Consider the following 24,596-nt stretch of genomic DNA (forward strand, 5'->3'; position numbering starts at 1 on the left):
AGATAGCGCCCAATGGCCGGAACCAGTCTTTTAGTATTGCTTGATGATATTGCTGCTGTTTTAGACGATGTCGCCCTGATGACCAAAGTAGCCGCTAAAAAAACAGCGGGCGTCTTAGGGGATGATTTGGCACTGAATGCCGAGCAAGTTTCCGGTGTGCGGGCTGAGCGTGAGCTGCCTGTGGTCTGGGCGGTGGCAAAGGGCTCACTGATTAATAAGCTCATTCTGGTGCCGGCTGCGCTGGCAATCAGTGCGGTAGCGCCGGGGGTGATTACGCCACTTCTTATGCTGGGTGGTGCCTATCTTTGCTTTGAAGGTTTTGAAAAGCTGGCTCACCCTTTTTTACACCACGCTGAGGCGGATCAGGCTGCGCGTCCTTTAACAGATAATGGGGTGGTTATCGATTTAGTTGCTTATGAAAAAGACAAGATAAAGGGCGCTATTCGCACTGATTTTGTACTCTCGGCTGAAATTATCGTGATTTCATTGGGCACGGTTGCCACTGCGCCATTTTTATCACAATTCACCGTGCTGGCTTTAATTGCGCTGGTGATGACTGTGGGTGTTTATGGTCTTGTAGCCGGGATTGTCAGGCTGGATGATATTGGCCTGGCGCTTTGTAAAAAACAGGGGCAGGGTGGGCTGGCGCATTTGCAGCACAAGCTGGGCACGGTTTGTTTATTGGGTGCGCCTTACTTGATGAAAACGCTGACCATCGTGGGCACAATTGCGATGTTTATGGTGGGAGGCGGGATTTTGACCCATGGCTTTACGCCCGCTCATGATTTGATCCATCACTGGGCAGAGATGGGTGCTCAGGTGCCTGGCGTGGATTGGCTGCTGTCTGCAATATTGCCTTCTGTTTTAAATGCAGTGGCAGGTGTGCTGGCGGGGGCTGTATTGCTTGGGCTGTTTATGCTGATATCAGTGATTTTCAAAAAAAGGATTTGATTATATAGAGCATTTAATTGCATGATTGCCTGTGTTGCATAAGCATTTTCTAAAAAAGAAATGGGCTATGATTAATTAAATGCAATATTTTTTTCATTTGCTGGCCGGGGATTGTGTCTTATATTGTCTTTGTGCTGCGGTGTAACACGATGCTTGCTGCGGCTTGCTGATTACCTTGCTGAAGCAAATGGATTGTTTGGTTTTTTGCGGGCTGAGCCTCATCTGGCCGGTATTTTTAGTTGTTTACGTTTCTGTGTCATTATTTTAATGAGAAAACACAGGCGTATTGAATTGCCGCAGCAGATGATTGGGTGATCTGAGTGGGACTCTTAAATAAAGTACATTGTTTATGGTGTCCGTGGCTTAGAATTGATTTATAACATGCTGATTGTAATAGTTTAATTTTTGCCGAGTCAGTGTATGTCCTCCGGATTGCAATCAGTCATTAAATCAGCAGCCATTCATTTAAATATCTGTGTTGTCTGACGTTTGTGGTGCATTGAGTGTCGCTGTCAGCAGTTTTGATGCAAATAATGCGGCAGTGCTTGGGTAAAAAGTACGGTGAAAATGAGCTACGATGGGGCTTGAAGGGGGTACTGAGTCCCTTAAGTCTGGTATCCTTACTCTTTTGCTTCGGGCTTTATCTCATTTTTTGCGGAGCTGCATGTTTTTTGTGCTGCATGAGCAATGGATGAATAGGGGTGTAAGCGATTTAAGTCGAAAAACAAGCATCCGGACCTCATTTTTCTTGCCCTTGGGTTTGAGACGGATGGCATTGGTGGTGCTTGTGAAAGCAGCGTGTTGCGGCTGGTGTGTTTTTTCTGGCTGCGTACCTAATTAACACTGAATAATAGGCCAGAGCGATAAGCGTTTGGTTTGTCCGTTTTTGCTATGCAATTAATAGCCTGCATAAAGGAATGGGATAGCCGATGATTGATCGATCTGCCAAGAGACCATAAGAATGACCGATTTGCAACTAGGATCGCTGATTGTGGGTGGCGTGATTGTCGCCACTGTCTATGCCTTCAATTGGTGGCAGGAATATCGCTATCGTAAGCAGGCTTCAAAAGCATTTGCGCGTAATGAAAGCGATGCGCTTCTTGATGTGCCTAAAAACATGGTTCGAAGCGGTGAAGCTGCCCGCATGGAGCCCTCGCTGGAGCGGGCCGAGCCAATGGCTGATCGCTTTGAGCCACAATTTGCAGAGCCAGCGTTTGAAGAAGACGATTTGCCCGTGCAGCCCGCCCCTGCCGCATATGCAGAGCCCAGGGTTGCACCGCCTGCCCCCGCCCCGGCGCCGGCACCTGTGACTATTTTGCCGGAAGTCCCTGTTCAGCCCGCCGCGACAGTGGGCGACGATCATGATGCCCTCACTAGTAGCTTGCTTGATCCGGCGCTGGATTTTGTAGCAGAAATTCATGCAATCGAGCCCATTGCTGCGCTTGAGCTTCCCGTGTTCAGGGGCTCTAAGCGTGTACAGGTGATGGGGCTCTTGCAGGATCGCCGCTGGGAAGCCTGTGTGCCCGGCTCGCGTTCCCGCTACAAAGAATTAAAGGTTGGCTTGCAGCTGGCTGATCGTCAGGGCGCATTAAGCTCTGAGCAGCTCAATGCGTTTTGTATGTCAGTGCAACAGTTTGCAGATGAGCACGAGGCGGTTGTTACTTTTCCTCAGCGCTCGGCCAAGCTAAATGCTGCAGCGAATCTGGACGAGTTTTGTGCCGGGGTTGATGTGCTGATCGGCCTGAATGTCATGGCCGCCAGCCGTCCGTTTCCAATGGAGCGGGTTCGTTTGCTGGCAGAAAATGCAGGTTTGGTTCGCAGCCCTGAAGGTGCATTCCACTACCGCAGTGATTCAGGCAAAACATTGTTTACATTGTCTAATCACGATCATTCGCCACTGGGAAATACATCTAACGGCTTAACTCTGCTGTTTGATGTGCCAAGGGTGGCAGGTGGCGTTTCAGTGTTTGATTACTTTGCCGAATTTGCCCAGCATCTGTCTGTTGCGCTTTCTGGTGAGCTGGTTGACGATAATGGCAAGCCTTTAACTGAGGCAAGCCTGGATAATATTCGTAAACAACTGGGCGTTTTGTACGCAAAAATGGACGACAGAGGTATTGCGCCAGGCTCGGTAGCGGCTTTGCGTTTGTTTGCCTGAGTGCTGTTTGCTGTGTGGGTGAGAAGTTTTACAACAATGCCGCTGCTTGTCAGCGGCATTGCTACTTTTAGCCATAAACAGGCAGTTTGTGCTGCATTTTTCGACTAGAGTGCCGATATGAGTCAAGCAGCCTGTCGGACTTAAGCGATCGTAGCGAGGGAAAGTCCGGTTTGAGACAGATTTTATGCGTTTATGAGGCGAATAGCTGGCTATTCAACGAAAAAATGCGTGAAATATGGCCGAATCCGGCTATTCCGCAGTAGATTAGTCTTAAGTCCGGCAGGCTGCTGGCGCTTTTGTGCTGTCGGAGGGTGTATGAAACACGCTCAAATAAGCTGTGCGATTGCCTGTGTAGTCCTGACATCCTGTGCTGCCCTTCTGCCCGATTCAGAGCAAATCAGCCGTACTCCCTGGCCCGATTATCAAACGGCAGAGCAGGCTTTTAAAAGTATGACGCTTGAAACCACCAGTCTGCAGCAATTGCATGATATGGGTCTGGATCCGCTGAAAACACCCAATATTGTTGTGCTCAGCTATGCCGATCTAATGCGTCGTCTGGCTTTGAGCGGCGCGGGCGAGCCGCGATTATTGGCGCCGCAAATTCAGGCCTGTATTGCCGCGCAAACCTCGTGCTTTGCTTATGAAATTGAGCAAAAAAGCATGACGAAAAAACGCTATGGCAATTTTTGGGCGGATTTTTTAAATTTTGAACGCAAAACTATGATTTCCGGCTGGCATTTCGATGTGATCTACATTATTCAAAATGAGCGCCTAGTGTATAAATTATGGAGTGGTACGCCCAGTATTGAGCAATTTGAACAAGAAAATACCCCGCTGGGGCCGTTTCAGGGAATGGGTATTTCGATTTTTACTCAATAATTGTGGTGATTTGCTTCTGATCCTGATTATGCAGAGGCGCAGATTGCTTGTGCCTCTGCAATTAGCAATATAATGCTGCTATGCGTCCTGAAAAATGAACTCAAGCTTCTGTTTATTCATTCAAGCTTAATCCCGCCTTAATCTGAAAATCTGCACATAACCACGAAAAAAATGATGACATTGCCAGAACAGGCGCAATCTCTGCGCAAACAGCTCCACCAATATGCCCATGAATACTATGTGCTTGATGCGCCCACGGTGCCCGATGCGGAGTACGACCGGCTGTTTCGTGAGCTGCAGGCGCTGGAAATCGCGCACCCCGAATTGGCGACGCCCGATTCGCCCACGCTGCGGGTAGGCGGCAAGCCTTTGCCGCAGTTCGACTCTGTTACCCACACCATTGCCATGCTGTCGATACGCACCGAAACCGATGTCACGCCTGCGGGCGCACTGGCTTTTGATGCCAGCGTGCGTAAAGAGCTGGATTTACCGCTAAGCGCTGCTGCGATTGAATACGCGGCCGAGCTGAAGTTTGATGGCCTCGCCATTAGTCTGCGCTATAAAAACGGCGTACTGGTGCAGGCCGCCACGCGGGGCGATGGCGCGACGGGTGAAGATGTTACGCAAAATATCCGTACCATTTTACAGATCCCCTTGCGTTTACAGGGTGAGGTTTTGCCTGCGGTGCTGGAGGTGCGGGGCGAGGTGTATATGCGCCGCGACGATTTTGATCGCCTTAATGAGCGCCAGCTGGCTGCGGGCGACAAAACTTTTGTGAATCCAAGAAATACCGCAGCGGGTGCGGTGCGCCAGCTCGATCCGGCCATTGCAGCCGCAAGGCCATTGTCTTTCTTTGCCTATGGCCTCGGCGTGGTTGAGGGCTGGGCGCAGCCGGAAACACATTCGGCCGTGCTGGATGCGCTGGCAGGCTTGGGTTTCCCTGTTTGCGCAGAGCGGGCTGTGCTGCAAGGGGGAGCGGGCCTCGCGGAGTTTCATGCGCATGTGAGCGATATTCGTGACAGCCTGCCGTTTGATATCGACGGTGTGGTTTACAAAGTCAACAGCATGGCGCTGCAAAAAGAGCTGGGCTTCAGAACCCGCGAGCCACGCTGGGCCGTAGCGCATAAATTCCCGGCTCAGGAAGCCTTAACCATTGTGGAGGCGATTGATGTGCAGGTAGGGCGCACGGGTGCAATCACGCCAGTGGCGCGTTTGCAGCCCGTGTTTGTGGGCGGTGTAACCGTCACCAATGCCACACTGCACAACGAAGACGAAGCAAGGCGCAAAGATGTGCGGGTGGGTGATACCGTTGCTGTGCGCCGCGCAGGCGATGTGATTCCTGAAGTGGTGAATGTGGTGCTGGAGCGCCGCCCGATGAAAGAGGTGCAGGGCGCAGATTTATTCTCACCCGCGCAAGAGCCGCTTTACCCTGTGTTTTCCTTGCCTAAGTCTTGCCCGGTCTGTGGTTCGCATGTGGTGCGTGAAGAGGGCGAGGCCGTTGCACGTTGTTCTGGCGGCTTAAGCTGCTCCGCGCAGCGTAAAGAAGCGATTCGCCACTTTGCGGGCCGGCGCATGATGGATATCGATGGCCTTGGCGAGCGCTATGTAGAAAGCCTGGTTGATTTGGGCTATGTGAAATCGCTGGCGGATTTATACGCGCTGACTCTGGCCGATTTTCAGAATATGAAAGCCGCCGCCGACGAAGCTGCCGGTGTCAGTGCCGAAAGTATTGCGCAAGGCCGCCTTGCGACCAAATGGGCGGAAAACTTGCTGGAAGGCATTGCAGCCAGTAAAACGCCGCTGTTGGCGCGTTTTCTGTTTGCGCTGGGCATTCGTCATGTGGGTGAATCAACCGCCAAAACACTGGCTGATTGGCTGGGTAGTCTGGCTGTCATTCGCCATGCACCTGCGCCACTATTGAGATCGCTGCCTGATATTGGTGATACCGTGGCCGTGGCCATTAGTGAGTTTTTTGCCGAGCCCAAAAATCAGCTCGCGCTTGATGCTTTGCTCGTGGCGGGCGTTGCGCCTAAGGACGAGCATGCCCCAAGTGGCTTATTGCGTGAAAAACTACAGCCCGCTGCACTCTACGCCCATCTGGGTGTGCCTAAATTATCGACAGTGCGCAGTGGCCAGCTGGCTGAGCGGGTTACAAGTTTAAGTGCTTTGGCTGAGGCCGATTGGCTGACGCTCACCTTTTTACCCAGTGATGTGGCAAAAGCATTGCTGGCCTGGCTGGATGAAGAAGGGCGGCGTGTATCATTACAGCGCTTGGCACTTTGGTGTGCCGATTTGGAAAAGCAGTTGCCGAGTGTTGTTGAATCAGTCGCAGGGGTATTTAAAGATAAAACACTGGTGTTAACCGGGACATTGCCTACTTTATCGCGCGATGCGGCGAAGGATCTGATTGAAGCCGCTGGGGGCAAGGTATCTGGTAGTGTTTCGAAAAAAACTCACTTTGTGGTGGCGGGAAGCGATGCGGGCAGTAAGTTGGCAAAGGCTCAGGATCTGGGTGTGTCTGTTTTGGATGAGGCGGCATTGCTGCGAATGCTGGAAGCTCAGGCTTAGGGTTTGTTTATAATATTAAACATTCGTGAATACCATCTTTTTAGTTGACGTGAATGTTTATTTATATAAACATTGCGGCATGCAAAAGTCTGAAGCAATCAAACTCTTTGGCACCCAAACCCGCCTTGCTGATGCACTCGGGCTTGGGCGTTCTGCCGTATCCCAGTGGCCCGATCCGCTTTTGCAGCGCCAGGCCGATCAGGTACTGGGGGCTGCTCTTCGATTAGGCTTACTCTCTACTTCATATCAGGATTCTCAAATGCAAAAAGTACGCAAGGCCGTATTCCCCGTTGCGGGCATGGGCACCCGTTTTCTGCCTGCTACCAAAGCCAGCCCAAAAGAAATGATGCCGGTAGTGGATAAGCCGCTGATTCAGTATGCGGTAGAAGAAGCACTGGCAGCAGGCATTACTGAAATGATCTTTATTACTGGCCGTAATAAACGCAGCATCGAAGATCACTTTGATAAAGCCTACGAATTAGAAGCCGAGCTGGAAGCAAAAAACAAACAGGCGCTGCTGGAAATCCTGCGTGGCATTATTCCCAAGTCAGTCAGCTGCATCTATATCCGCCAGCCAGAAGCGCTGGGCCTGGGTCACGCCGTACTCTGCGCCAAGCCTGTCGTTGGCGATGAGCCGTTTGCCGTGATTCTGGCTGACGACTTAATCGATGGCGGTGCAACCAGCGAAATGAAACGTATGGTTGATGTGTTCAGCGATACTCACTGCTCCATCCTTGGTGTTGAGCAAGTGCCGCAGCAAGATACCGGCTCTTACGGCATTGTTGAAGTACAAGATGGTAATAACCGCTTAAAAATCACCAATATCGTTGAAAAACCAAAGCCAGAAGAAGCACCGTCTAATCTGGCTGTGGTTGGCCGCTATATCTTAACGCCACGTATTTTTCACCATCTGCAGCATGTGCAGCCAGGTAAGGGTGGTGAAATCCAGCTTACTGATGGCATCTTTGCCCTGATGCAAGAACAGCACATTCTTGCACATAAGATTGTAGGCACCCGCTACGATTGCGGCTCTAAGCTGGGCTACCTGAAAGCCACTATGGCTTATGGCATGAAGCACAGCGAAGTCGGTGAAGAGTTTTCGGCTTACGTGAAGGGTCTAGAGGCTTAAGTGCTTTTTCTATAAGCTTGCAAAAAAGGCGGCACCTCTGGTGCCGCCTTTTTTTTTGCTCTATGATGCTTAAAGAAATTTAAAGAATTAAATCTAAAATAACTCTTTTGCCTCTGAAGGGTTTTATGTGTATCCCTGAAAAAAAAATTGTAATCGTTCAGTCAAATTATATTCCATGGAAAGGATATTTTGATTTAATTCGTCAGTCCGATGTTTTTGTTTTATATGATGATATGCAATATACCCGGCGTGATTGGCGCAACCGCAATCTGATTAAAACCGCTCAGGGTTTACAGTGGTTAACCATCCCCGTTAAGGTGAAAGGCAAATACGAGCAGCGAATTGATGAAACAGAAGTCAGCGAGCATAGCTGGGCTGAATCTCACTGGAAATCGATTAATAACAGCTATCGCCGCGCGCCATTTTTTGCTGAATATGCACCCGGAATTCAATCCCTTTATGAAGATGCATCGCATCTGCATATGCTTTCAGAGATTAATTATTTATTTTTAAAGCGACTTTGCCAGTTGCTGGGCATTGATACACCTATTATGTGGTCTGCTCAGTTTCCGAAAGTGGCGGGCAGAACAGAAAATCTCGTTCATTTATGCAAGTCATTTCATGCAACAGATTATATCTCAGGGCCATCTGCTTCAAATTATATTGATATTGATCAATTTGAGAAGGCAAATATTCGTCTGCAATATATGACATATGATCATTACCCTGAGTATCCTCAGTTATATGGTGATTTTGTACATGGCGTCAGTATTTTAGATTTGTTGTTTAATTGCGGTGAGGGTGCGGCGCAATTTTTAATCCAAAGTGAGCCAGTATGAGCGACGAAATAAAAACCAGAGTGGCGCAATATTACAGCCAGCGCGCTCAAACTTTTGGCGCTACACCGGCAGGAGTGGATTGGAATAGCGAGGCATCACAACGATTGCGCTTTAAGCAGCTTTTGCAGATTACGGCCAATCAGCCATATAGCCTGAATGATATGGGATGTGGCTACGGTGCACTGCTTGAATACCTGCGTGCGGAAGGGGCAGATGCGGATTATCTTGGTTATGATCTCTCCTCTGAAATGATTTCTAATGCTAAAGCAAAATTTGCCGATAAGACGGGTGTGACGTTTCTTTGTGCGGATCAGGCCGGGCGGCAGGCTGATTATGCAGTGGCAAGTGGCCTGCTGAGCGTTAAGCAGGATGTTGCCGTGCAGGATTGGGAAGTGTTTGTATTTAATATGGTTAATCAGCTTAATCAGGAAAGCCGCCTGGGTTTTTCATTTAATTGCCTGACGCTTTATTCAGATCAGGAAAAAATGAAGCCTCATTTATATTATGGTGATCCATGCCGCTTTTTTGATTACTGCAAAAGAAATTTTTCCAGAAATGTGGCTTTACTGCATGATTATGATCTTTATGAATTTACCATTCTGGTCAGGAAAGGGGGCTAGCAATGAAGCGCAATCTGGTTTTATTTGGCGATGGCTTGTTTGCAGATATTGCATATGAGTATTTTACGCACGATTCGGATTACCAGGTCGTGGCTTTTTGTGTCGATCGCCCTTATCTGCAATGCGAGCAGAAATTTGGTCTGCCTGTGTTTGCCACGGATGAAATTGCTGAAAAATTTAATCCGGCAGAGCACAGCTTTTACGCCGCCATCACCTATGGGCAGCTTAACCGGGTCAGAGAGCGTTTTTTTAATCAGGCAAAAAAAATGGGCTATACCCCGGCCAGCTATATCAGCTCGCGGGCATTTGTCTGGCGAAATGTTGAATTAGGCGAGCATTGCTTTATTTTTGAAGACAACACTGTGCAACCCTTTGTAAAGCTTGGCGATAATGTGGTGCTCTGGAGTGGAAACCACATTGGTCATCATTCTGAAATTGGCAGCCATGTGTTTATTGCTTCGCATGCAGTTATTTCAGGTTGTTGTCATATTGGTGATCATCAATTTATCGGCGTGAATGCCACGCTGTCTAATAATTTAACCATTGCAGATGATTGCATGATTGGTGCAGCGGCATTAGTCACCCGAAATATGGAAGAAGATGGCTTTGCCAAAGGCGCACGCTCAGAAGTAAGTGCAGGCGCGCGGCGGTTTTTCAAGGTTGTGACTGAATGACTAAGCAAGTATGGCAAAGAATAGGACGCTTGTTTGAGCCCAATCAGCAAAGGGATTGGCTGCATAGCCATGCGGCAAATCCAATGCCATTAGTGCTTGCCGATGGGCGCGTCCGTATTTATTTTAATTACCGTAATACACAAAATTGCGCAGGCGTGGCATGGCTGGATTGGCAGCCTGATGAAGAAGGGCTGGGTAAGATTATTGCCATAGCAGAAACTCCTGTTTTATTGCCTGGGGAAGCAGGTAGCTATGATGACAGCGGAATATCTTTGGGCTGTATTACACCGGTTAACCATGAATTGTGGCTCTATTATATTGGCTGGAATTTAGCAGTTACCGTGCCATGGCGTAATAGCATTGGTATTGCTACAGGCACTTTGGATGGTGTTTTTAAACGTCCTAAACTTGCCCCTGTTCTTGACCGCCATGAGCATGATCCCTATTCATTGTCTTATCCCTGGGTATTGCGTGATGCAAATCAAAAATGGCATATGTGGTATGGCTCTACGCTGACCTGGGGTGTTAATCAGGGTGGAATGCAGCACGTTTTAAAATATGCCAGCTCAGCAGATGGTCAGTTATGGCAAAGAGAAGGTGTGGTTTGTTTGGATTTATTGCCTGGCGAAATTGCGCTGACACGTCCTTGTGTTTGTCATGATGGCCATATCTGGCGCATGTGGTATTCAATTCGCACTGTTACTCAATATTCAATTGGTTATGCAGAATCAGATGATGGCATTCACTGGCAAAGACATGATGAATATTTCAGCTGGCAGGGAAATGCTGAAGAATGGGAATCGTTTGAGCAAACCTATCCCTGCGTGTTTCAGTATGGTAAAGAGTGGTACATGATTTATAACGGCAATCACTATGGTGCCACAGGCTTTGGTTTAGCAAAGCTGGTGCTTGCTTAGCATATTCAGCAAATGAGATATCATCAATGATGGCAAAAAATAATATTCCAGAGGCATCGTACGGCATTCTTATTCAGAATCAAACTGATTCCGTGATTGATGAGGTCGTTGAGCAGATCAGAATGCTTGGCTATGGCGTGATTGATTCTGGTTATTCTTCTTCAGAGTTAAAAAAATTCTCTGAAGTGTTTAACCATACCCGTGCTGAATATATTAAAAACCAGGGTGAGGAAAAACTGAGGGCTGCCAATGAGTACAATACGATTCGGGCACCTCTGACTCATGGTGATGAAGCGTTTCTCCGGCTGGCGCTGAATAAAAACCTATTACCCGTAATTAAAAAACTAATTATGGGGAAGTTTATTCTGAATCAGCAGAATGGAGTCATTAATCCGCCGGGGGAAACTTATAATCAAGCTGCGTGGCACAGGGATATTCCTTATCAGCATTTTGTATCTTCCATGCCGGTTGCCATTAATGCCCTGTTTTGTGTTGATGATTTTACTTATGAAAATGGATCCACCTTTTTATTACCGGCATCACATAAGACAGAGGCTTTCCCTTCTGCACATTTTATTAAAAATAATGCTGTGCAAATTGAAGCAAAGGCAGGCTCTTTTATTATTCTGGATTGTATGGTGTTTCATTCGGGCGGGTTTAATAGCACAGGCTCAGAGCGCAGGGCGGTGAACCATTTATATAATATTCCATTTTTTAAGCAGCAAATCAATATTCCCAGGATTATGCCTGATGTTTCTCTGACGGATGAGGAAAAAGAAATTTTAGGGTTTACATTTCAGGAATTTAATTCTGTATCTGAATATTTATCTCGCTGAGAGCACCAGCGACTGTTTGCTATAAAGGGGTATTTATGTCTATGAGTCAATATTGCTGTCCATTATCAAAAGAAAAATTATTTTTTTCTGATTCTGGTTTAAGCAGCTTGCAGGGGGTCTGCTACCCATTTCTTAATGCAGATATGATTAATAAAATTCCGGTATTTATTGATGAAAATCTATTGTCAGGCGGAGATAAAATATCTCAGGTAATGTACAGCAGAGATAATTCTGAGCAAGCCTATGATAATTTTCTTTCGTGGTTGTTTGAAACATTTAATGTTGATGAGTCAATGTTCAGAAGCACATTGCTTGATAAATTAAATTTAAAAAAAGGTGATCGGGTATTGATCACCGGCTGCGGTTTGGGTAATGATATTTTGAGCGTGCTGCCTAAAGTGGGCACTGGTGGGGAGGTTTATGCCCAGGATATCTCTGATTTAATGGTTGCAGCAACAGCCCGGATATTAAAAAATATTGTTTCAGATGAAATTAATCTGAAAAATATTTATCTGAGTGTTTCTAATGCGTCCATGCTGCCCTTTGAGGATGATTATTTTGATGCAGCATATCATTTTGGAGGCATCAATTTATTTTCTGATATGAAAATGGCCATTAGTGAAATGTCTCGTGTGGTGAAAGTGGGCGGCAGGGTTGTATTGGGGGATGAAGGGATTGCGCCGTGGCTGAAAGAGCATGAGTATGGAAAAATGGCTGTTTGCAATAATAAGTTGTGGGCTTTAGAGCCGCCACTGGCATTGCTTCCGGAAACAGCATCCGATGTTCATTTAAGCTGGGTATTGGGAAATTGTTTTTATATTATTGATTTTACAGTTGCGTCCTCAATGCCTTATATGAATATTGATGTACCTCATCAGGGTGTGCGGGGTGGAAGTATCAGAAAAAGATACTATGGCCAGTTAGAGGGGGTTGATCCCGTGCTTAAGCAGAAAATAGCTGAAGCAGCTGCTTCTGCGGGGGTAAGTGCAAGCGCATGGCTGGAAAAAGCGATTGAGAATTCACTTATTAAAAACGAAAAAAAATAATGAACAATATTTGAGCTGAATTTCTCATCGCTTAATGGCTTGTGATAAATGGTGTAACCATATTAGGGTGTTGCTTTGATTGATCTTGATAAAAACCGCTTTGATGCGGCGCTAATTCCCGGAACCCGGTCTGCTTTGGCATCTGCAGTTGGATTATTGCGGCAAGCAGAAAAAGAAACTTTTGCTGCGTTATTAGATTCAGCAGGAGATTTTTTGCCGGGGCTTACCTATCAGCGTGATTGCCCTCAGTGTGGGGCTTTGCATCAAAATGCAGAATTGGTCATGACAGCGCATGGAATGCATCTATTATCCTGCAGTGATTGTGGTTTTATTTATAGCTGTGAAGTCATTACACCAGAGCAAGAGCGTTTGCGTTATCAGAATAGTTCTTCAGCGCAGTGTCATTTGTTGCAAAAGCAAACGGATACTTATGCTTTTCTGGAGCGTGAAAAGGCCCGGTATGTGGCTGGCCGGATGCACCAGTTTATTGGGCAGGGTAAGGGTTTGGAAATTGGCTCATCAAATGGTGTTTTGCTTGAAGCCGCTCAGGAGCTGGGCTGGCAAATGATGGGCGTCGAGATTAATGCCGACGCGGTGGCATTATCGCAAACTAAGGGGTTTACCGTTGTAGAGGGGGAATACCCTGAGGCGTTGCCGGCAGATGAAATGCCTTTTGATGCAATCGTTGTCCTGGATGTCCTAGAGCATATTGCAGACCCCTTGCCATTTTTATCTATAGTCAGCAGCCAGTTGGCAGACCCTGGCTATTTAATTGTTCAGGTGCCCAATTTCAACAGCCTGTTGCTGCGGATCGAAGGCGCGAAAAATTCAAATGTATGTCATGGGCATTGGAGTTATTTTACCCCTGATACCTTAAGCGCTTTATTACTTAAGGCCGGTTTTGAAGTGTGTTTCCTGGAAACCTATATTACCGAGCTGGACCGGATTCAGGCTTATCCCGAAGACACTGTGGCCGCTATGTACCAGCAATTAAGCGGAAAACCGCTGTCAGGCCTGCAGGCGCTGAATACAGATATGCTGCACGATGATTATTTGGGATATAAACTCTTTGGCATCTTCAGGAAAATAAAAAAATGAGTCTGTTACCTATTCCTTTTGCCAAGCCTTTTATTGTTGGCAAAGAGTTGTTTTATATTGCCCAGGCAGTGATTAATGGCTCTATTTCCGGAGATGGCCAATTTACCCGGCGTTGTCAGGCCTGGCTGGAAACAGAATTACACTGCAAAAAAGTGCTGCTTACACAGTCTTGTACAGCAGCGCTGGAAATGAGTGCAATTCTGGCAGATGTAGGGCCGGGGGATGAGGTGATTATGCCTTCATTTACCTTTGTTTCTACCGCGAATGCTTTTGTGTTGCGCGGAGCGACGCCCGTATTTGTGGATATTCGCCCGGATACTTTAAATCTGGATGAAAGCCTGGTTGAGGCGGCGATTACAGACCGCACCAAAGCCATTGTTGCCGTGCATTATGCAGGCCAGCCCTGCGCCATGCATGCATTAGAAGCGCTATGCAAAAAATATAATATCAAACTGATTGAAGACGCTGCTCAGGCTATCCTGGCTTTTGATGAGAGCAGGGCGCTGGGTACGATTGGTGATTTGGGCTGCCTTAGTTTTCATGAGACCAAAAATATTATCAGCGGAGAAGGCGGAGCACTGCTGATTAATAATCCCGAGCTGATTGAGCGGGCCGAAATAATCTGGCATAAAGGCACAAATCGGAAAGCATTTTTTCAGGGGCAGGTTGATAAATATACATGGGTAGATATTGGCTCATCATTCTTACCCAGCGAATTAACGGCTGCTTTTTTGTTTGCCCAATTAGAGCAGGCGAAAAGAATTAATTCCAACCGCCGTGCTTTATATGAAAAATACATGCAGCTTTTACAGCCGCTGGCAGATGCAGGGCATCTGGTATTGCCCTATGTGCGTGATGGGCATCGCTCAATAGGCCATATTTTTTACGTATTATGCAAAAATGAAATTGAGCGTAAAAACCTGATTCACTATTTAACTAAGCAGGGGATTAATGCTGTTTTTCATTATGTACCCTTGCATAATTCTCCTGCGGGGATACGCCTCGGGCGGGCGCATGGTAATTTAAATGTCACGATTGATGTTTCCGTGCGCTTACTAAGATTGCCGATGTTTAATGAAATGAACCATGATCAGGTACGCTTTGTTTGCCATCATGTTACCCATTTTTTTCAGAATATTGCTCTTTACAGCTAGTCTTTTGCTCATTTTGATCGCTGCTTGTGGCCACTGGCGATTCAATAATAATTTATGGTGGTACTTATGTCATTTGAATCGCAAGTTTCTGAAAACCTGCTTAAATTTGAACGCGATATTAAAGAAATAAAATCCTTACTTGCAAATAAAAAATACGAGCAAGTATTGCGCCAGGCTCAGGATTTAGCCATGTTTGCCTGGCATCATAGTATGGGCTTATTTGCCAGCAGCGAGCTTGAACAGCTGATTGCGGGTGTATCAGGCCATCTGCCGGTATTAAAAAATGGGGTTTCTGCCCCCAGCAAGCAGCGCCGTATTTTAACGATTATGACCAATGTTTCAGCAAGCGGCGGGCACAGCCGTATTGCGTGGCGCTGGATTGAGCTGGATAAAAATTCTCACCATACTTTAGTATTAACTCAGCAAATTGATCCTGTACCCGTGCAATTGCAAGCTCTTTCTGAAGAGGGAAGGCTCACCATTGTTGTATTAAATTCTCCCACTCTTTTAGAGCGTGCAAGTCATTTGCGCCAAAGAATAAATGATGCTGATCGGGTGGTATTACTGATTCATCCTCATGATGTATTGGCGAATGCCGCACTGGCAGGTATGAAGACACCTCCGCCGGTTATTTTTCAGGACCATGCTGCCCACACATTCTGGCTGGGGGCGACGGTATCAAATATTGTATTAAGTATGTCGGCGGCCCTGCTGAACAGCCGCCGTGGTATTGCTAAAGAAAACATCGGCTGGATTCCTATTCCTTTGGATTTTCAAAGGCTTGAAAAAGCCGCTGTGCGTGATATTCGTGCGGAATGCGCAATTGATAAAGATGCTTTTGTATTAATGTCTTGTGGTTCGCCTTATAAATACCTTCCAATTGAAGGTGTTTGCCTGGCGGATTTACTTGCGCCTGTGCTTGAAAAGAATCCCGGAGCGCATTTGATTTTGGTTGGCCCTGATCTTACTGCGCCATGGGCTGAATTTTCTGCAAGATTTCCCGGGCGCGTGCATTGCATTGGTCATTTGTTTGAAGAGAGCCTGGTGGCGGCTTACACGGCCTGCGATGTTTACCTGGATGCAGTGCCTTTTACTTCACCAACTGCATTATTTGAAGCTGCTGCGATGGGTAAGCCTGTGGTGCGCTTTGCGCCGGCAGCCTGGAGAGCATGCGAGTTTGCTTTAGATATTGAAGCCACCATGCCTACTTCACTGTATGTATGGTCGGATGCGCCTTCTTATCAGAGAGATATTCAGCGATTAATGGACGATCGCGCCTTTCGCGAGTGGCGCGGTCTTTTTGGGCATACGGCAACACGGCTTTATCATGCAGATGAAACGTTTGTCCACTCGCTGGAAGCGGCCTACGATCGCGCAGCCGTTCTGCCCAAAATTTGTTTAGATCCCGTTTTGTCTGCAGCCCGGTTTGAATTATTTGATCGTTTAGAATTGCAGCTGGCACAAAATATGGCGCTGCAGGTTGGTCTTGATCATGAATACCGGCAGCAGGGATTACTGAAGAAAAACGGTCCCTTACGCATTGCAGTGGCTTTACATTTATATTATGTGGAGCAGTGGGATGATATTCGTGAGTTATTAAAAAACATCCCGTTCCCCTTTGATTTATTTGTAACCACGACGGCTGAAAATAAACATATTGTCAGCGAGTTGCTCGCGCTTCATTTTCCGGATGCAAAATTATATATCACCGCAAACAGAGGGCGTGATATTGGCCCCTTGTTTGGTCTTTTGCAGTACGAGAATCTGGCTGCGTATGATTTCGTATGTAAATTGCATACCAAAAAATCCCCGCATTTAGATCCGGAGCTGGTGCAGAAATGGCGTGAGGAATTATTAATTTCTTTATTGCCTTCAAAAGAAGGCGTGCAGGCTATTTTTGATTTATTTAATACCCGCCCGGAGGTTGGAATTGTGACCGGGGCGGGGGTGCTGGTGCATGCGCATTATACGCCGGGTGGCAATATTGGTTTATTGCGCGAATTGGCGGCGCGCCTTGGTTTTAATTTAGATGAAATGGCGTATGAGTTTCCGGGCGGCTCTATGTTCTGGTGCCGCGGGCGGATTTTTAATTCATTGAATGCGCTGAATATTTCTGAGGAAGACTTTGAGCCCGAATCAGGCCAGACCAATGGCACGCTGGCGCACGCGATTGAGCGGATATTCCCCTTAATTGCTTATCATCAGGGCTTACTCACAGTTGATTCGGGTTATCAGGGCAATGTACCTAATCCACGCTTCCCTAATAGCAGTGAAGAATATTTGCACTGGCTATCTAAGCAGGAATTGTGCATCCCTGAAGCTAAGTTATTTGATTGGCATGCAGAAGCGGTTGCTTTGCCTGAAGTTAAAATTTGTATTGTTGATCGCTTTGCAAATAAAAGTGGCTTAATTGAAACCATTAATAGTGTTTCACGCCAGTTTTATGCCAATGTAAAACTGCTTGTTTGCTCCAGCTCGGCCAATCCAATGCCGAAATCCGGTGTTGAGTGGATTCAGGTTCAAGATGGTTTTTATTCTGCCATCTTAAATACGCTGGCTCATCAGGATGGTGGTTGGCTGGGGGTTTTGGAGGCGGGTGATCAGTTAACCATGAGCGGTTTGTTATTGGCTATGCATCAGCTGGTGGATCACCCCGAATGGAAGCTGGTTTATTTTGATGATGATGTAATGAATGCGGACGGGCGGCCTGCCTGCCCCCGTTTTAAACCTGATTTTGATATCAATTTGTTACGCAGTATTCCCTATGCGGATGGCTTTTTATTGCTCAGGTCAGCCGCTGATTTTTCTGATGTTTATGCTGAAATGGAAGGCTGGGGTGCGGAGCAGCTGGCTCTTTTATTACATTGCTATGAGCAGGATGGGGCCGGCGCAATTGGGCATATTCCTGAAGTATTAACGCATTTGCAAATTAATGAATCACGGCAATTGTCGAATCCACTGCGCTATAAAGCCTTCTCAGATTTGATTGATTTACACTTGCAGCGCCAGAATGTCGTTGCTGAAATTTTACCTAATGGCCGGGTAGAGGGGGCGCTGAGGGTGAAATATGCGCTGCCAGAGCAGCCATTGGTCAGCATTATTATTCCGACTAAAAATCAGCTGCCTATGCTGCAGCGTTGCATTGAATCTATTTTAGAAAAAACCAGTTATCCGAATTATGAAATCATTATTATTGATAATAATAGTGATGATCCGCTGGTGCTGCCTTATCTTGAGCAGCTTGAATTATTACTGAGTGATCGTTTGCGGGTGTTTGAATATCCGCATGCATTTAATTTTTCTGCCATTAATAATGCCGCTGTGGGCCAGGCCAACGGTGATTATCTTGTGCTGCTTAATAACGATACCGCCATTATTCAGAATTCATGGCTGGAAGAGTTATTGCATCATGCCATGCGGCCTGAGGTGGGCATTGTAGGTGCGAAGTTATTGTATCCGAATGGCTTGGTTCAGCATGCCGGGGTTGTGCTGGGCTTGCGCGGGCCGGCTGATCATCCCTGCATTGGAGCTTCATTAGAAGAATCCGGCTATATGCATCGTTTGCAGTTAGATCAGCAATATTCTGTGGTTACCGCGGCTTGCATGATGGTGCGCAAATCGGTGTATGAGCAGGCTGGCGGGATGGATGAAGTTGATTTTAAGGTGTCTTATAACGATGTGGATTTATGTTTAAAGGTAAGAGCGTTGGGTTATTCCACGGTCTGGACGCCTTATTCAGTGGTGATGCATGAGGGTAGTGTCAGCCAGTCGCAAATTAATCCTGATAAAGCCGCGGCTAAACAATTACGCTTTGAAGGTGAGCAAGTGGCGATGTACCGCAAGTGGTTGCCGGAGATTGGCAATGATCCTGCATACAATAAAAACTTAACGCTCAGTGGCAATGGTTTTGAATTAGAGCACCGTTCTTTATTATCTTGGCGGCCATTAAGCTGGAAGCCGCTGCCAACGGTGCTTTGCCATCCTGCGGATCAGACGGGCTGCGGGCAGTATCGTATTTTGCAGCCTTTTGCTGCGATGCTGGAGGCGCAAAAAATAGCGGGTGCCATTGCGTTTGAGCTTTTCCCTGCTTTTGAGCTGGCCAAGCTGGCGCCGGATGTGATGGTTTTTCAGCGGCAAATTTCTGCTCAGCAAATTGATTTCTTAAGATTATCTAAAGCGTGCTCGCCTTCATTTAAGGTGTACGAGCTGGACGATTACCTGCCTAATATCCCGATTAAAAGCGCTCATCGAGCCCATATGCCTAAGGATGTGGTGAAGTCTTTGCGTAAAGCGCTCACCTTTGTTGATCGCTTTACGGTGTCCACGGATGAGCTGGCGAATGCTTATGAGGGCATGCATTCGGTGATGCATGTGGTGAACAATTATTTACCTGTACCCATCTGGGGCAATCTTCAATCTGAACGCAATCAAGGTAAAAAGCCACGCGTGGGCTGGGCGGGGGGCGCAAGCCACACTGGTGATTTGGAGCTTATTGAAAGCGTGGTAAAGGCGCTGGCTCATGAGGTGGAGTGGGTATTTTTTGGGATGTGCCCAGATAAGCTGCGCCCCTTTGTGCATGAATTTCATGCGGGTGTGCCGATTGGCCTTTATCCGGCAAAGTTAGCTAGTTTAAATCTTGATTTAGCTTTAGCGCCTTTAGAGCAAAATATATTTAATCAGTGCAAGAGTAATTTGCGCCTGCTGGAATACGGTGCTTGTGGCTTTCCGGTGATTTGTACAGATATTGCCCCTTATCGCGGCAGCCTGCCGGTTACCCGTGTGAGAAATAAGCACAAGGATTGGGTGGATGCCATTCGTGATCATTTATCTGATCCCGACTCGCGTGCTGAGAGCGGCCGGGTATTAAAAGAAGCGGTATTAAAAGACTGGATGCTGGATGGGGCCAATTTAGATAAATGGCGTGCAGCATGGTTGCCCGCTTAGGATTTATTGATAATCAAATCAGCGTCGCTACAAATTAAGCCTTTGTAGCGGTGGGCTTTCAGGCAAGTAAAAAAAGATTACAAATAGTCCTCAAGTTTATCGGTGCTCTTCCGATAAAGCATACAAGGGCTTACTTATATGCCTGAAACACTAAGCACCGATTCCAGGACAAGCAAGGGGAAGTACCATGTCTCAAGTCATTAACACCAACGTACCATCACTCAATGCGCAGCGAAACTTAAATACCTCGCAAATGAGTTTAACCAATTCTCTGCAACGCTTGTCCTCTGGTCTGCGTATTAATAGTGCCAAGGACGATGCAGCGGGTCTGGCGATTTCCGAGCGTTTTACTTCCCAGATTAAAGGGATGGATCAAGCCAAGCGTAATGCTAACGATGGCGTGTCGCTTGCGCAGACTGGTGAAGGCGCGCTGGGCCAAATGGGTGATATTTTGCAACGTGTACGTGAATTGGCGGTGCAATCTGCCAATGCCACCAACACTTCAAATGACCGCCTAGCGATCAACTCTGAAGTAACGCAGCTCGTATCCGAGCTGGATCGCTTCGCAACTTCTACCGAGTTTAACGGCCAAAAATTATTTGACGGCAGCTTTACTGCCGCGACCTATCAGGTTGGCGCAAACACTAATCAAACGATTACTGCCAATACCGCTAATTTGCGTACTAACCAATATGGTACTTACCAAATGGGTGTGGGTAATGGTACAGGTAATCTTACGACAACCAATTCTGTTTCTGGCTCGACCTCTGTAACAGCCGGCGCAACAGGTACGGTGAATGTGGATGGTGCTGCGGTGACTTCTTCCGGCTCATTCAGTATTAACGGCACCAACATTTCGGTTTCTGGTACGGATATGGCAAAGGATATTGCCAATAAGATTAATGCCGCGGGTACTGGTGTAACTGCCACGGCACGTACTGAAGTCAACTTAAGTTTGGCGTCTGGTACATATAGCTTAACTGCCGCTTCAAAAAGCAGCACATTTGAGTCCGTATCATTTAACGTGAATGACTTGGATAACAACGGTAAAATTGAAGCCGATGAGTATTCGCAAGCGATTCAGGCGTTTAATGCTAAGTCTTCCAAGACTGGGATTACTGCAGAGCTAGCAACTTTCCAAGATTCTTCTAAAACCACTCAATATGCCTTGAAATTAACAGCTGCGGATGGCTCTAATATTGCGCTGAGTAATGACCCAAGCAACGTCAGTGGCTTTGGTGGTGGTGTTACTAAATGGGATATGGATGTTACCAATTCCAGTGGTGCGATTCAGTATATGTCCAGTGGTCAAGCAGGGGCGATCTCTACCTCGGCAGCGGGCTCGGGTGTCGTCACCTTTGGTGGTCAGGTCGTCCTGAATTCCACTAACTCGTACTCTGTAACAACCAGTGGTGCCGGTTTTGCTTCTGGTGTGTTGGCGGTGGGTGGTTCTTCTACTACGACAGCCTTAACCAGTGGTGCAGCTTATGCATCTACCCTGAAAACCGTTGAAAAGCTGGATATTTCAACCGTTCAAGGTTCTAACCAAGCTTTACGTGTGGTTGACGACGCTTTGTCGACAGTAAATGACCAACGTGCTAAGTTTGGTGCGCTGCAAAGCCGCTTCACTGCTACCATTAATAATCTGGCTACAACGTCAGAAAACATGAGTGCAGCACGCAGCCGGATCAGAGATGCAGACTTCGCAAGTGAAACAGCTGCGCTGACTCGTGCTCAGGTCTTGCAACAAGCGGGTACGGCAATGTTAGGTCAGGCGAATGCGTTGCCTAACCAGGTTCTGAGTTTGTTACGCGGTTAATATGTATTAAGCTTAATGAGTTAAGGCCCCGGCAAACTCGTGTTGCCGGGGCGTTTCCACAGGAAGGTGTATCATGGATATCCAATCTACATCGTCGCTTGTAACGCCTGTTGCGACAAAAACTGTTAGTGAGCGCTTTCATGATGCGCCAGCAGGCGATCTGGCAAAGGTGGCAAGTGCTGAGCCTGTTAAGGTTAGTCCTGATGCAGTACAGGCCTTGAAGGCTGCCCCGGATAGTAAAGATGTTAAACAGGCTGTTGAAAAATTAAATCAGGCTGTGCAGGGGTTTTCGAATTCTTTGCAGTTTTCCGTTGAAGAAGAAACGAAATTACCTGTTGTGAAACTGATTGATACAAAAACAAAAGAAGTGATACGGCAGTTTCCAAGTGAAGAGGCGATTTCAATAGCTAAAGCAATTGATCGTTTTCAGGGTTTACTGATAAAAGATCGTGCGTAATTTCGCCGCTCTGATAAATAGATAAATTTAAAAGGGAGGGCATCATGGCTTCTATTGCTTCTTTAGGCTCAGGATCAGGAATGGATCTGAACGGCCTGATCGATAAATTAATGACGGCTGAAAAAGCGCCATTACAAACTTTATTGCTGAAAGAAGCTTCATATCAAGCCAAGATATCCGCCTATGGCTCTGTAAAAAGTGCTTTGGCTGCTTTTCAGACGTCTTTAAAAGGTCTTTCAAGCGTACAAACATTCAGAAGTACGACCGCCACACTGGCTGATTCGTCGATTGCAACGGTTAATTCAAATAGCCTTGCCCAGCCAGGATCCTATAGCTTAGAAGTTTCGCAGCTGGCACAAAATCAGAAGCTGACATCTAACGCATTCAGCAGCATTAACACCGGCTTGGGAACAGGTACAATTACTTTGCAGTTTGGTACTGTAGATTCGCACGGCACGGATGCAACGGGCGATGACACATTCACTGCCAATGCTAAAAAAGCGGCTTTTTCAATTGAAATTACAGATAAAAACAATAGTTTGGCTGGCGTTCGTGATGCCATTAATTTGGCCAATAAAGGGGTCAGTGCCAGTATTCTGAATGATGGTACGGGCAGCCGTTTAGTTTTGACGAGCAAAGATTCTGGTGCTGAAAATTCAATTAAATTAACGGTTACGGATTCTGATGGCAACAGCACAGATACCGCGGGGCTTTCTGCCTTGGCTTATGATCCGGCCGGCACACGGAATTTAATTGAAACTCAGGCGGCTAAAGACGCAAAGTTTAAAATTGACGGGATTAATGTCAGTAAACCCACAAATTCTGTATCGGATGCTATTCAGGGTTTAACCATTAATTTAACCAAGGTGTCATCCCCAACCAGTACGGGTGCTACAACCCTGGCGCCAACCACGATTACGATTGGTGCTGATTTATCTGGCCTTAAAGATTCTATTAAAGGTTTTATTAAGACATATAACGAATTAAATAAGACACTTAAAGATGTGTCCAGCTACACGCCTGGAAATGCAACAACGTCGGCTAAAGCTGCTCCGCTCAATGGTGACTCTGCGATTCGTGCAATACAAAACCAAATGCGCTCAGTTGTGAATGAAATGCAGGGTGAGGGCAGTTATTTTAAATCGCTCAGTGATATTGGTGTGTCATTTACAGGCTATCAGACGGATGCGAAAGGCACAATTGTGGGTGGTGCGACGCCTAAAGGTGATTTATCGCTTAATGAGGCCAAATTACAAGCCGCTATTTCCAGCCACCCCGGGGATGTAGCCAATCTGTTTACTGTAAATGGTGTGGCCAGCAGTAATCAGATTACTTTTTTATCCGGCTCTCTTGCAACTCAATCGGGAAAATATGCCATTGAGGTTACAACACCTGCAACTCAGGCTAAATATAGCGGCGCTGCATTATCGTTTTTTAAAGTTGATTCAAGCAATAACACTAAAAATGTTACTTTGGGCGGCGTAAGTGCGAGCCTGACGTTTGATAATAACGATTACACAACGGAAAGCCTGGCTGCTCAAATCAAGTCAAAAATTGAAGCAGACTCCACTTTGTTTACCTCCGGTAGTGATACGGTAAAGGTGGAATACAATAAGCTGAATAAAAACTTTGATATCAGTCGTGAAAGAGTGGTTGCAGGCACACCGCCAACCACTCAGAAAGACTCAATGGCTCTGGCAATCAGCTCTGCGCCTAAGCCAATCACGATTGACGACAATAATAAAACATTGATGGTGTCTGTGGATGGGGTGATCAGCCAGCCTGTGACCTTGTCAAAAGGAAGTTATGCCACGATGGCTGATTTGGCGGCTGAAATGCAGTCAAAAATAAATAGTGATCAGTCTTTGGTTCGGGGTGGAAAAACGGTTGGTGTGGCGTTTAATGAATCAACCAGTAAATTCGACTTGTCTTCAGGGCTTTATGGCAGCGCTTCCAAAATCAAAATTACCGGTGTTGGCGATGTGGCAACAAGCACCACAGCTGCTACTTTAGGCATTGTGGTTGGTGGTTATTCTGATACGCCTTCAGGCCCGACGGTTGGATATACATATACCGCTGGCGCTGATGTCGAGGGGTTGATTGGTGGTGAAAAAGCGAAGGGCACCGGACAATCCTTAACGGGGACGGGGGCCAGTGAAGGGTTGAGTCTGATTGTGACGGCCAGTACGGCAGGGGATTATGGCTCTGTATCCTTTAACCGCGGGGTTGCTTTTGCATTAGATAAGTTACTTGATGGAATGGTCAAGGACCGTACTGGCTTGGTTGCAAAGCAAACAGAAGGCGTGAATGCCAGTATTGCGCAGTTGGGAGAAAAACGGGTCAGGATGAACCGCCAGTATGATGCTACTGAGGCTCTGTATCGCAAGCAGTTTACCGCGATGGATATTGCCATTGCCACGATGCGAAATACAAGCAGCAATTTAACGGCGCAGCTTGCTAATCTGCCAAAATAAACCGAATGAGGGCAGCTTGCTAATCTGCCAAAA

The 24,596-nt window shown here is 46.8% G+C and carries 17 protein-coding genes; all 17 read left to right on the forward strand.

Annotated elements, in window-relative coordinates; all coding sequences use genetic code 11:
- Nucleotides 1-12 precede the first annotated feature (12 nt).
- The 17 genes from CSQ88_RS12700 (at nucleotide 13) to fliD (ending at nucleotide 24,563) form a co-directional block, all read left to right on the forward strand.
- Nucleotides 13-951, forward strand: a complete 939-nt coding sequence (locus CSQ88_RS12700) for a DUF808 domain-containing protein (protein WP_099398466.1) — start codon at nucleotides 13-15, stop codon at nucleotides 949-951.
- 961 nt (nucleotides 952-1,912) lie between these two features.
- Nucleotides 1,913-3,109: a cell division protein ZipA C-terminal FtsZ-binding domain-containing protein gene (locus CSQ88_RS12705; RefSeq protein WP_099398467.1), complete on the forward strand. Its 1,197-nt coding sequence runs from the start codon at nucleotides 1,913-1,915 to the stop codon at nucleotides 3,107-3,109.
- A 315-nt stretch (nucleotides 3,110-3,424) separates the two neighbouring features.
- Entirely contained in the window at nucleotides 3,425-3,988 is a 564-nt protein-coding gene (locus CSQ88_RS12710) for a hypothetical protein (RefSeq protein WP_099398468.1), read from the forward strand.
- Nucleotides 3,989-4,159: 171 nt separating this feature from the next.
- Nucleotides 4,160-6,556, forward strand: a complete 2,397-nt coding sequence (gene ligA / locus CSQ88_RS12715) for an NAD-dependent DNA ligase LigA (protein WP_099398469.1) — start codon at nucleotides 4,160-4,162, stop codon at nucleotides 6,554-6,556.
- A 259-nt stretch (nucleotides 6,557-6,815) separates the two neighbouring features.
- Complete coding sequence (gene galU, locus CSQ88_RS12720; protein ID WP_099398493.1) at nucleotides 6,816-7,685, forward strand: UTP--glucose-1-phosphate uridylyltransferase GalU; 870 nt, start codon at nucleotides 6,816-6,818, stop codon at nucleotides 7,683-7,685.
- Between the two features lie 125 nt (nucleotides 7,686-7,810).
- Complete coding sequence (locus CSQ88_RS12725) at nucleotides 7,811-8,524, forward strand: WbqC family protein (RefSeq protein ID WP_099398470.1); 714 nt, start codon at nucleotides 7,811-7,813, stop codon at nucleotides 8,522-8,524.
- On the forward strand, nucleotides 8,521-9,144 hold the full coding sequence (locus tag CSQ88_RS12730; RefSeq protein ID WP_099398471.1) for a trans-aconitate 2-methyltransferase: 624 nt from the start codon (nucleotides 8,521-8,523) through the stop codon (nucleotides 9,142-9,144). The genes CSQ88_RS12725 and CSQ88_RS12730 overlap by 4 nt, the downstream gene beginning before the upstream one ends.
- 2 nt (nucleotides 9,145-9,146) lie before the next feature.
- Nucleotides 9,147-9,818: an acetyltransferase gene (locus CSQ88_RS12735; RefSeq protein ID WP_099398472.1), complete on the forward strand. Its 672-nt coding sequence runs from the start codon at nucleotides 9,147-9,149 to the stop codon at nucleotides 9,816-9,818.
- Entirely contained in the window at nucleotides 9,815-10,735 is a 921-nt protein-coding gene (locus CSQ88_RS12740; RefSeq protein ID WP_099398473.1) for a hypothetical protein, read from the forward strand. The genes CSQ88_RS12735 and CSQ88_RS12740 overlap by 4 nt, the downstream gene beginning before the upstream one ends.
- 26 nt (nucleotides 10,736-10,761) lie before the next feature.
- Nucleotides 10,762-11,571, forward strand: coding sequence for a phytanoyl-CoA dioxygenase family protein (locus tag CSQ88_RS12745; protein WP_218963082.1), 810 nt, complete (start codon nucleotides 10,762-10,764; stop codon nucleotides 11,569-11,571).
- 35 nt (nucleotides 11,572-11,606) lie between these two features.
- The gene (locus CSQ88_RS12750) at nucleotides 11,607-12,617 is read left to right on the forward strand and encodes a class I SAM-dependent methyltransferase (RefSeq protein WP_099398474.1); all 1,011 of its coding nucleotides are present in this window, start codon (nucleotides 11,607-11,609) and stop codon (nucleotides 12,615-12,617) included.
- Nucleotides 12,618-12,692: 75 nt separating this feature from the next.
- Nucleotides 12,693-13,715, forward strand: a complete 1,023-nt coding sequence (locus CSQ88_RS12755) for a bifunctional 2-polyprenyl-6-hydroxyphenol methylase/3-demethylubiquinol 3-O-methyltransferase UbiG (RefSeq protein WP_257212588.1) — start codon at nucleotides 12,693-12,695, stop codon at nucleotides 13,713-13,715.
- The gene (gene rffA, locus CSQ88_RS12760) at nucleotides 13,712-14,869 is read left to right on the forward strand and encodes a dTDP-4-amino-4,6-dideoxygalactose transaminase (protein ID WP_099398475.1); all 1,158 of its coding nucleotides are present in this window, start codon (nucleotides 13,712-13,714) and stop codon (nucleotides 14,867-14,869) included. The genes CSQ88_RS12755 and rffA overlap by 4 nt, the downstream gene beginning before the upstream one ends.
- Before the next feature lie 66 nt (nucleotides 14,870-14,935).
- Entirely contained in the window at nucleotides 14,936-19,813 is a 4,878-nt protein-coding gene (locus CSQ88_RS12765) for a rhamnan synthesis F family protein (RefSeq protein WP_180273648.1), read from the forward strand.
- A gap of 187 nt (nucleotides 19,814-20,000) precedes the next feature.
- Nucleotides 20,001-21,632 carry a flagellin gene (locus CSQ88_RS12770; protein WP_099398477.1) on the forward strand — a complete coding sequence of 544 codons (1,632 nt, stop codon included), beginning with the start codon at nucleotides 20,001-20,003 and terminating at the stop codon, nucleotides 21,630-21,632.
- A gap of 73 nt (nucleotides 21,633-21,705) precedes the next feature.
- A complete protein-coding gene (locus tag CSQ88_RS12775; protein ID WP_099398478.1) occupies nucleotides 21,706-22,089 on the forward strand; it encodes a flagellar protein FlaG in 384 nt (127 codons plus the stop codon).
- Between the two features lie 44 nt (nucleotides 22,090-22,133).
- Nucleotides 22,134-24,563 carry a flagellar filament capping protein FliD gene (gene fliD / locus CSQ88_RS12780; RefSeq protein ID WP_099398479.1) on the forward strand — a complete coding sequence of 810 codons (2,430 nt, stop codon included), beginning with the start codon at nucleotides 22,134-22,136 and terminating at the stop codon, nucleotides 24,561-24,563.
- Nucleotides 24,564-24,596: the final 33 nt, after the last annotated feature.

The organism is Iodobacter sp. BJB302 (assembly GCF_002735645.1).
In the GTDB taxonomy this organism is placed as follows: Bacteria; Pseudomonadota; Gammaproteobacteria; order Burkholderiales; family Chitinibacteraceae; genus Iodobacter.

Bases quoted from the DNA above. Each gene is read 5' to 3' on its own strand.
- CSQ88_RS12700 (WP_099398466.1), top strand. From the start codon at position 13: ATGGCCGGAACCAGTCTTTTAGTATTGCTTGATGATATTGCTGCTGTT.
- CSQ88_RS12705 (WP_099398467.1), top strand. From the start codon at position 1,913: ATGACCGATTTGCAACTAGGATCGCTGATTGTGGGTGGCGTGATTGTC.
- CSQ88_RS12710 (WP_099398468.1), top strand. From the start codon at position 3,425: ATGAAACACGCTCAAATAAGCTGTGCGATTGCCTGTGTAGTCCTGACA.
- ligA (WP_099398469.1), top strand. From the start codon at position 4,160: ATGATGACATTGCCAGAACAGGCGCAATCTCTGCGCAAACAGCTCCAC.
- galU (WP_099398493.1), top strand. From the start codon at position 6,816: ATGCAAAAAGTACGCAAGGCCGTATTCCCCGTTGCGGGCATGGGCACC.
- CSQ88_RS12725 (WP_099398470.1), top strand. From the start codon at position 7,811: ATGTGTATCCCTGAAAAAAAAATTGTAATCGTTCAGTCAAATTATATT.
- CSQ88_RS12730 (WP_099398471.1), top strand. From the start codon at position 8,521: ATGAGCGACGAAATAAAAACCAGAGTGGCGCAATATTACAGCCAGCGC.
- CSQ88_RS12735 (WP_099398472.1), top strand. From the start codon at position 9,147: ATGAAGCGCAATCTGGTTTTATTTGGCGATGGCTTGTTTGCAGATATT.
- CSQ88_RS12740 (WP_099398473.1), top strand. From the start codon at position 9,815: ATGACTAAGCAAGTATGGCAAAGAATAGGACGCTTGTTTGAGCCCAAT.
- CSQ88_RS12745 (WP_218963082.1), top strand. From the start codon at position 10,762: ATGATGGCAAAAAATAATATTCCAGAGGCATCGTACGGCATTCTTATT.
- CSQ88_RS12750 (WP_099398474.1), top strand. From the start codon at position 11,607: ATGTCTATGAGTCAATATTGCTGTCCATTATCAAAAGAAAAATTATTT.
- rffA (WP_099398475.1), top strand. From the start codon at position 13,712: ATGAGTCTGTTACCTATTCCTTTTGCCAAGCCTTTTATTGTTGGCAAA.
- CSQ88_RS12765 (WP_180273648.1), top strand. From the start codon at position 14,936: ATGTCATTTGAATCGCAAGTTTCTGAAAACCTGCTTAAATTTGAACGC.
- CSQ88_RS12770 (WP_099398477.1), top strand. From the start codon at position 20,001: ATGTCTCAAGTCATTAACACCAACGTACCATCACTCAATGCGCAGCGA.
- CSQ88_RS12775 (WP_099398478.1), top strand. From the start codon at position 21,706: ATGGATATCCAATCTACATCGTCGCTTGTAACGCCTGTTGCGACAAAA.
- fliD (WP_099398479.1), top strand. From the start codon at position 22,134: ATGGCTTCTATTGCTTCTTTAGGCTCAGGATCAGGAATGGATCTGAAC.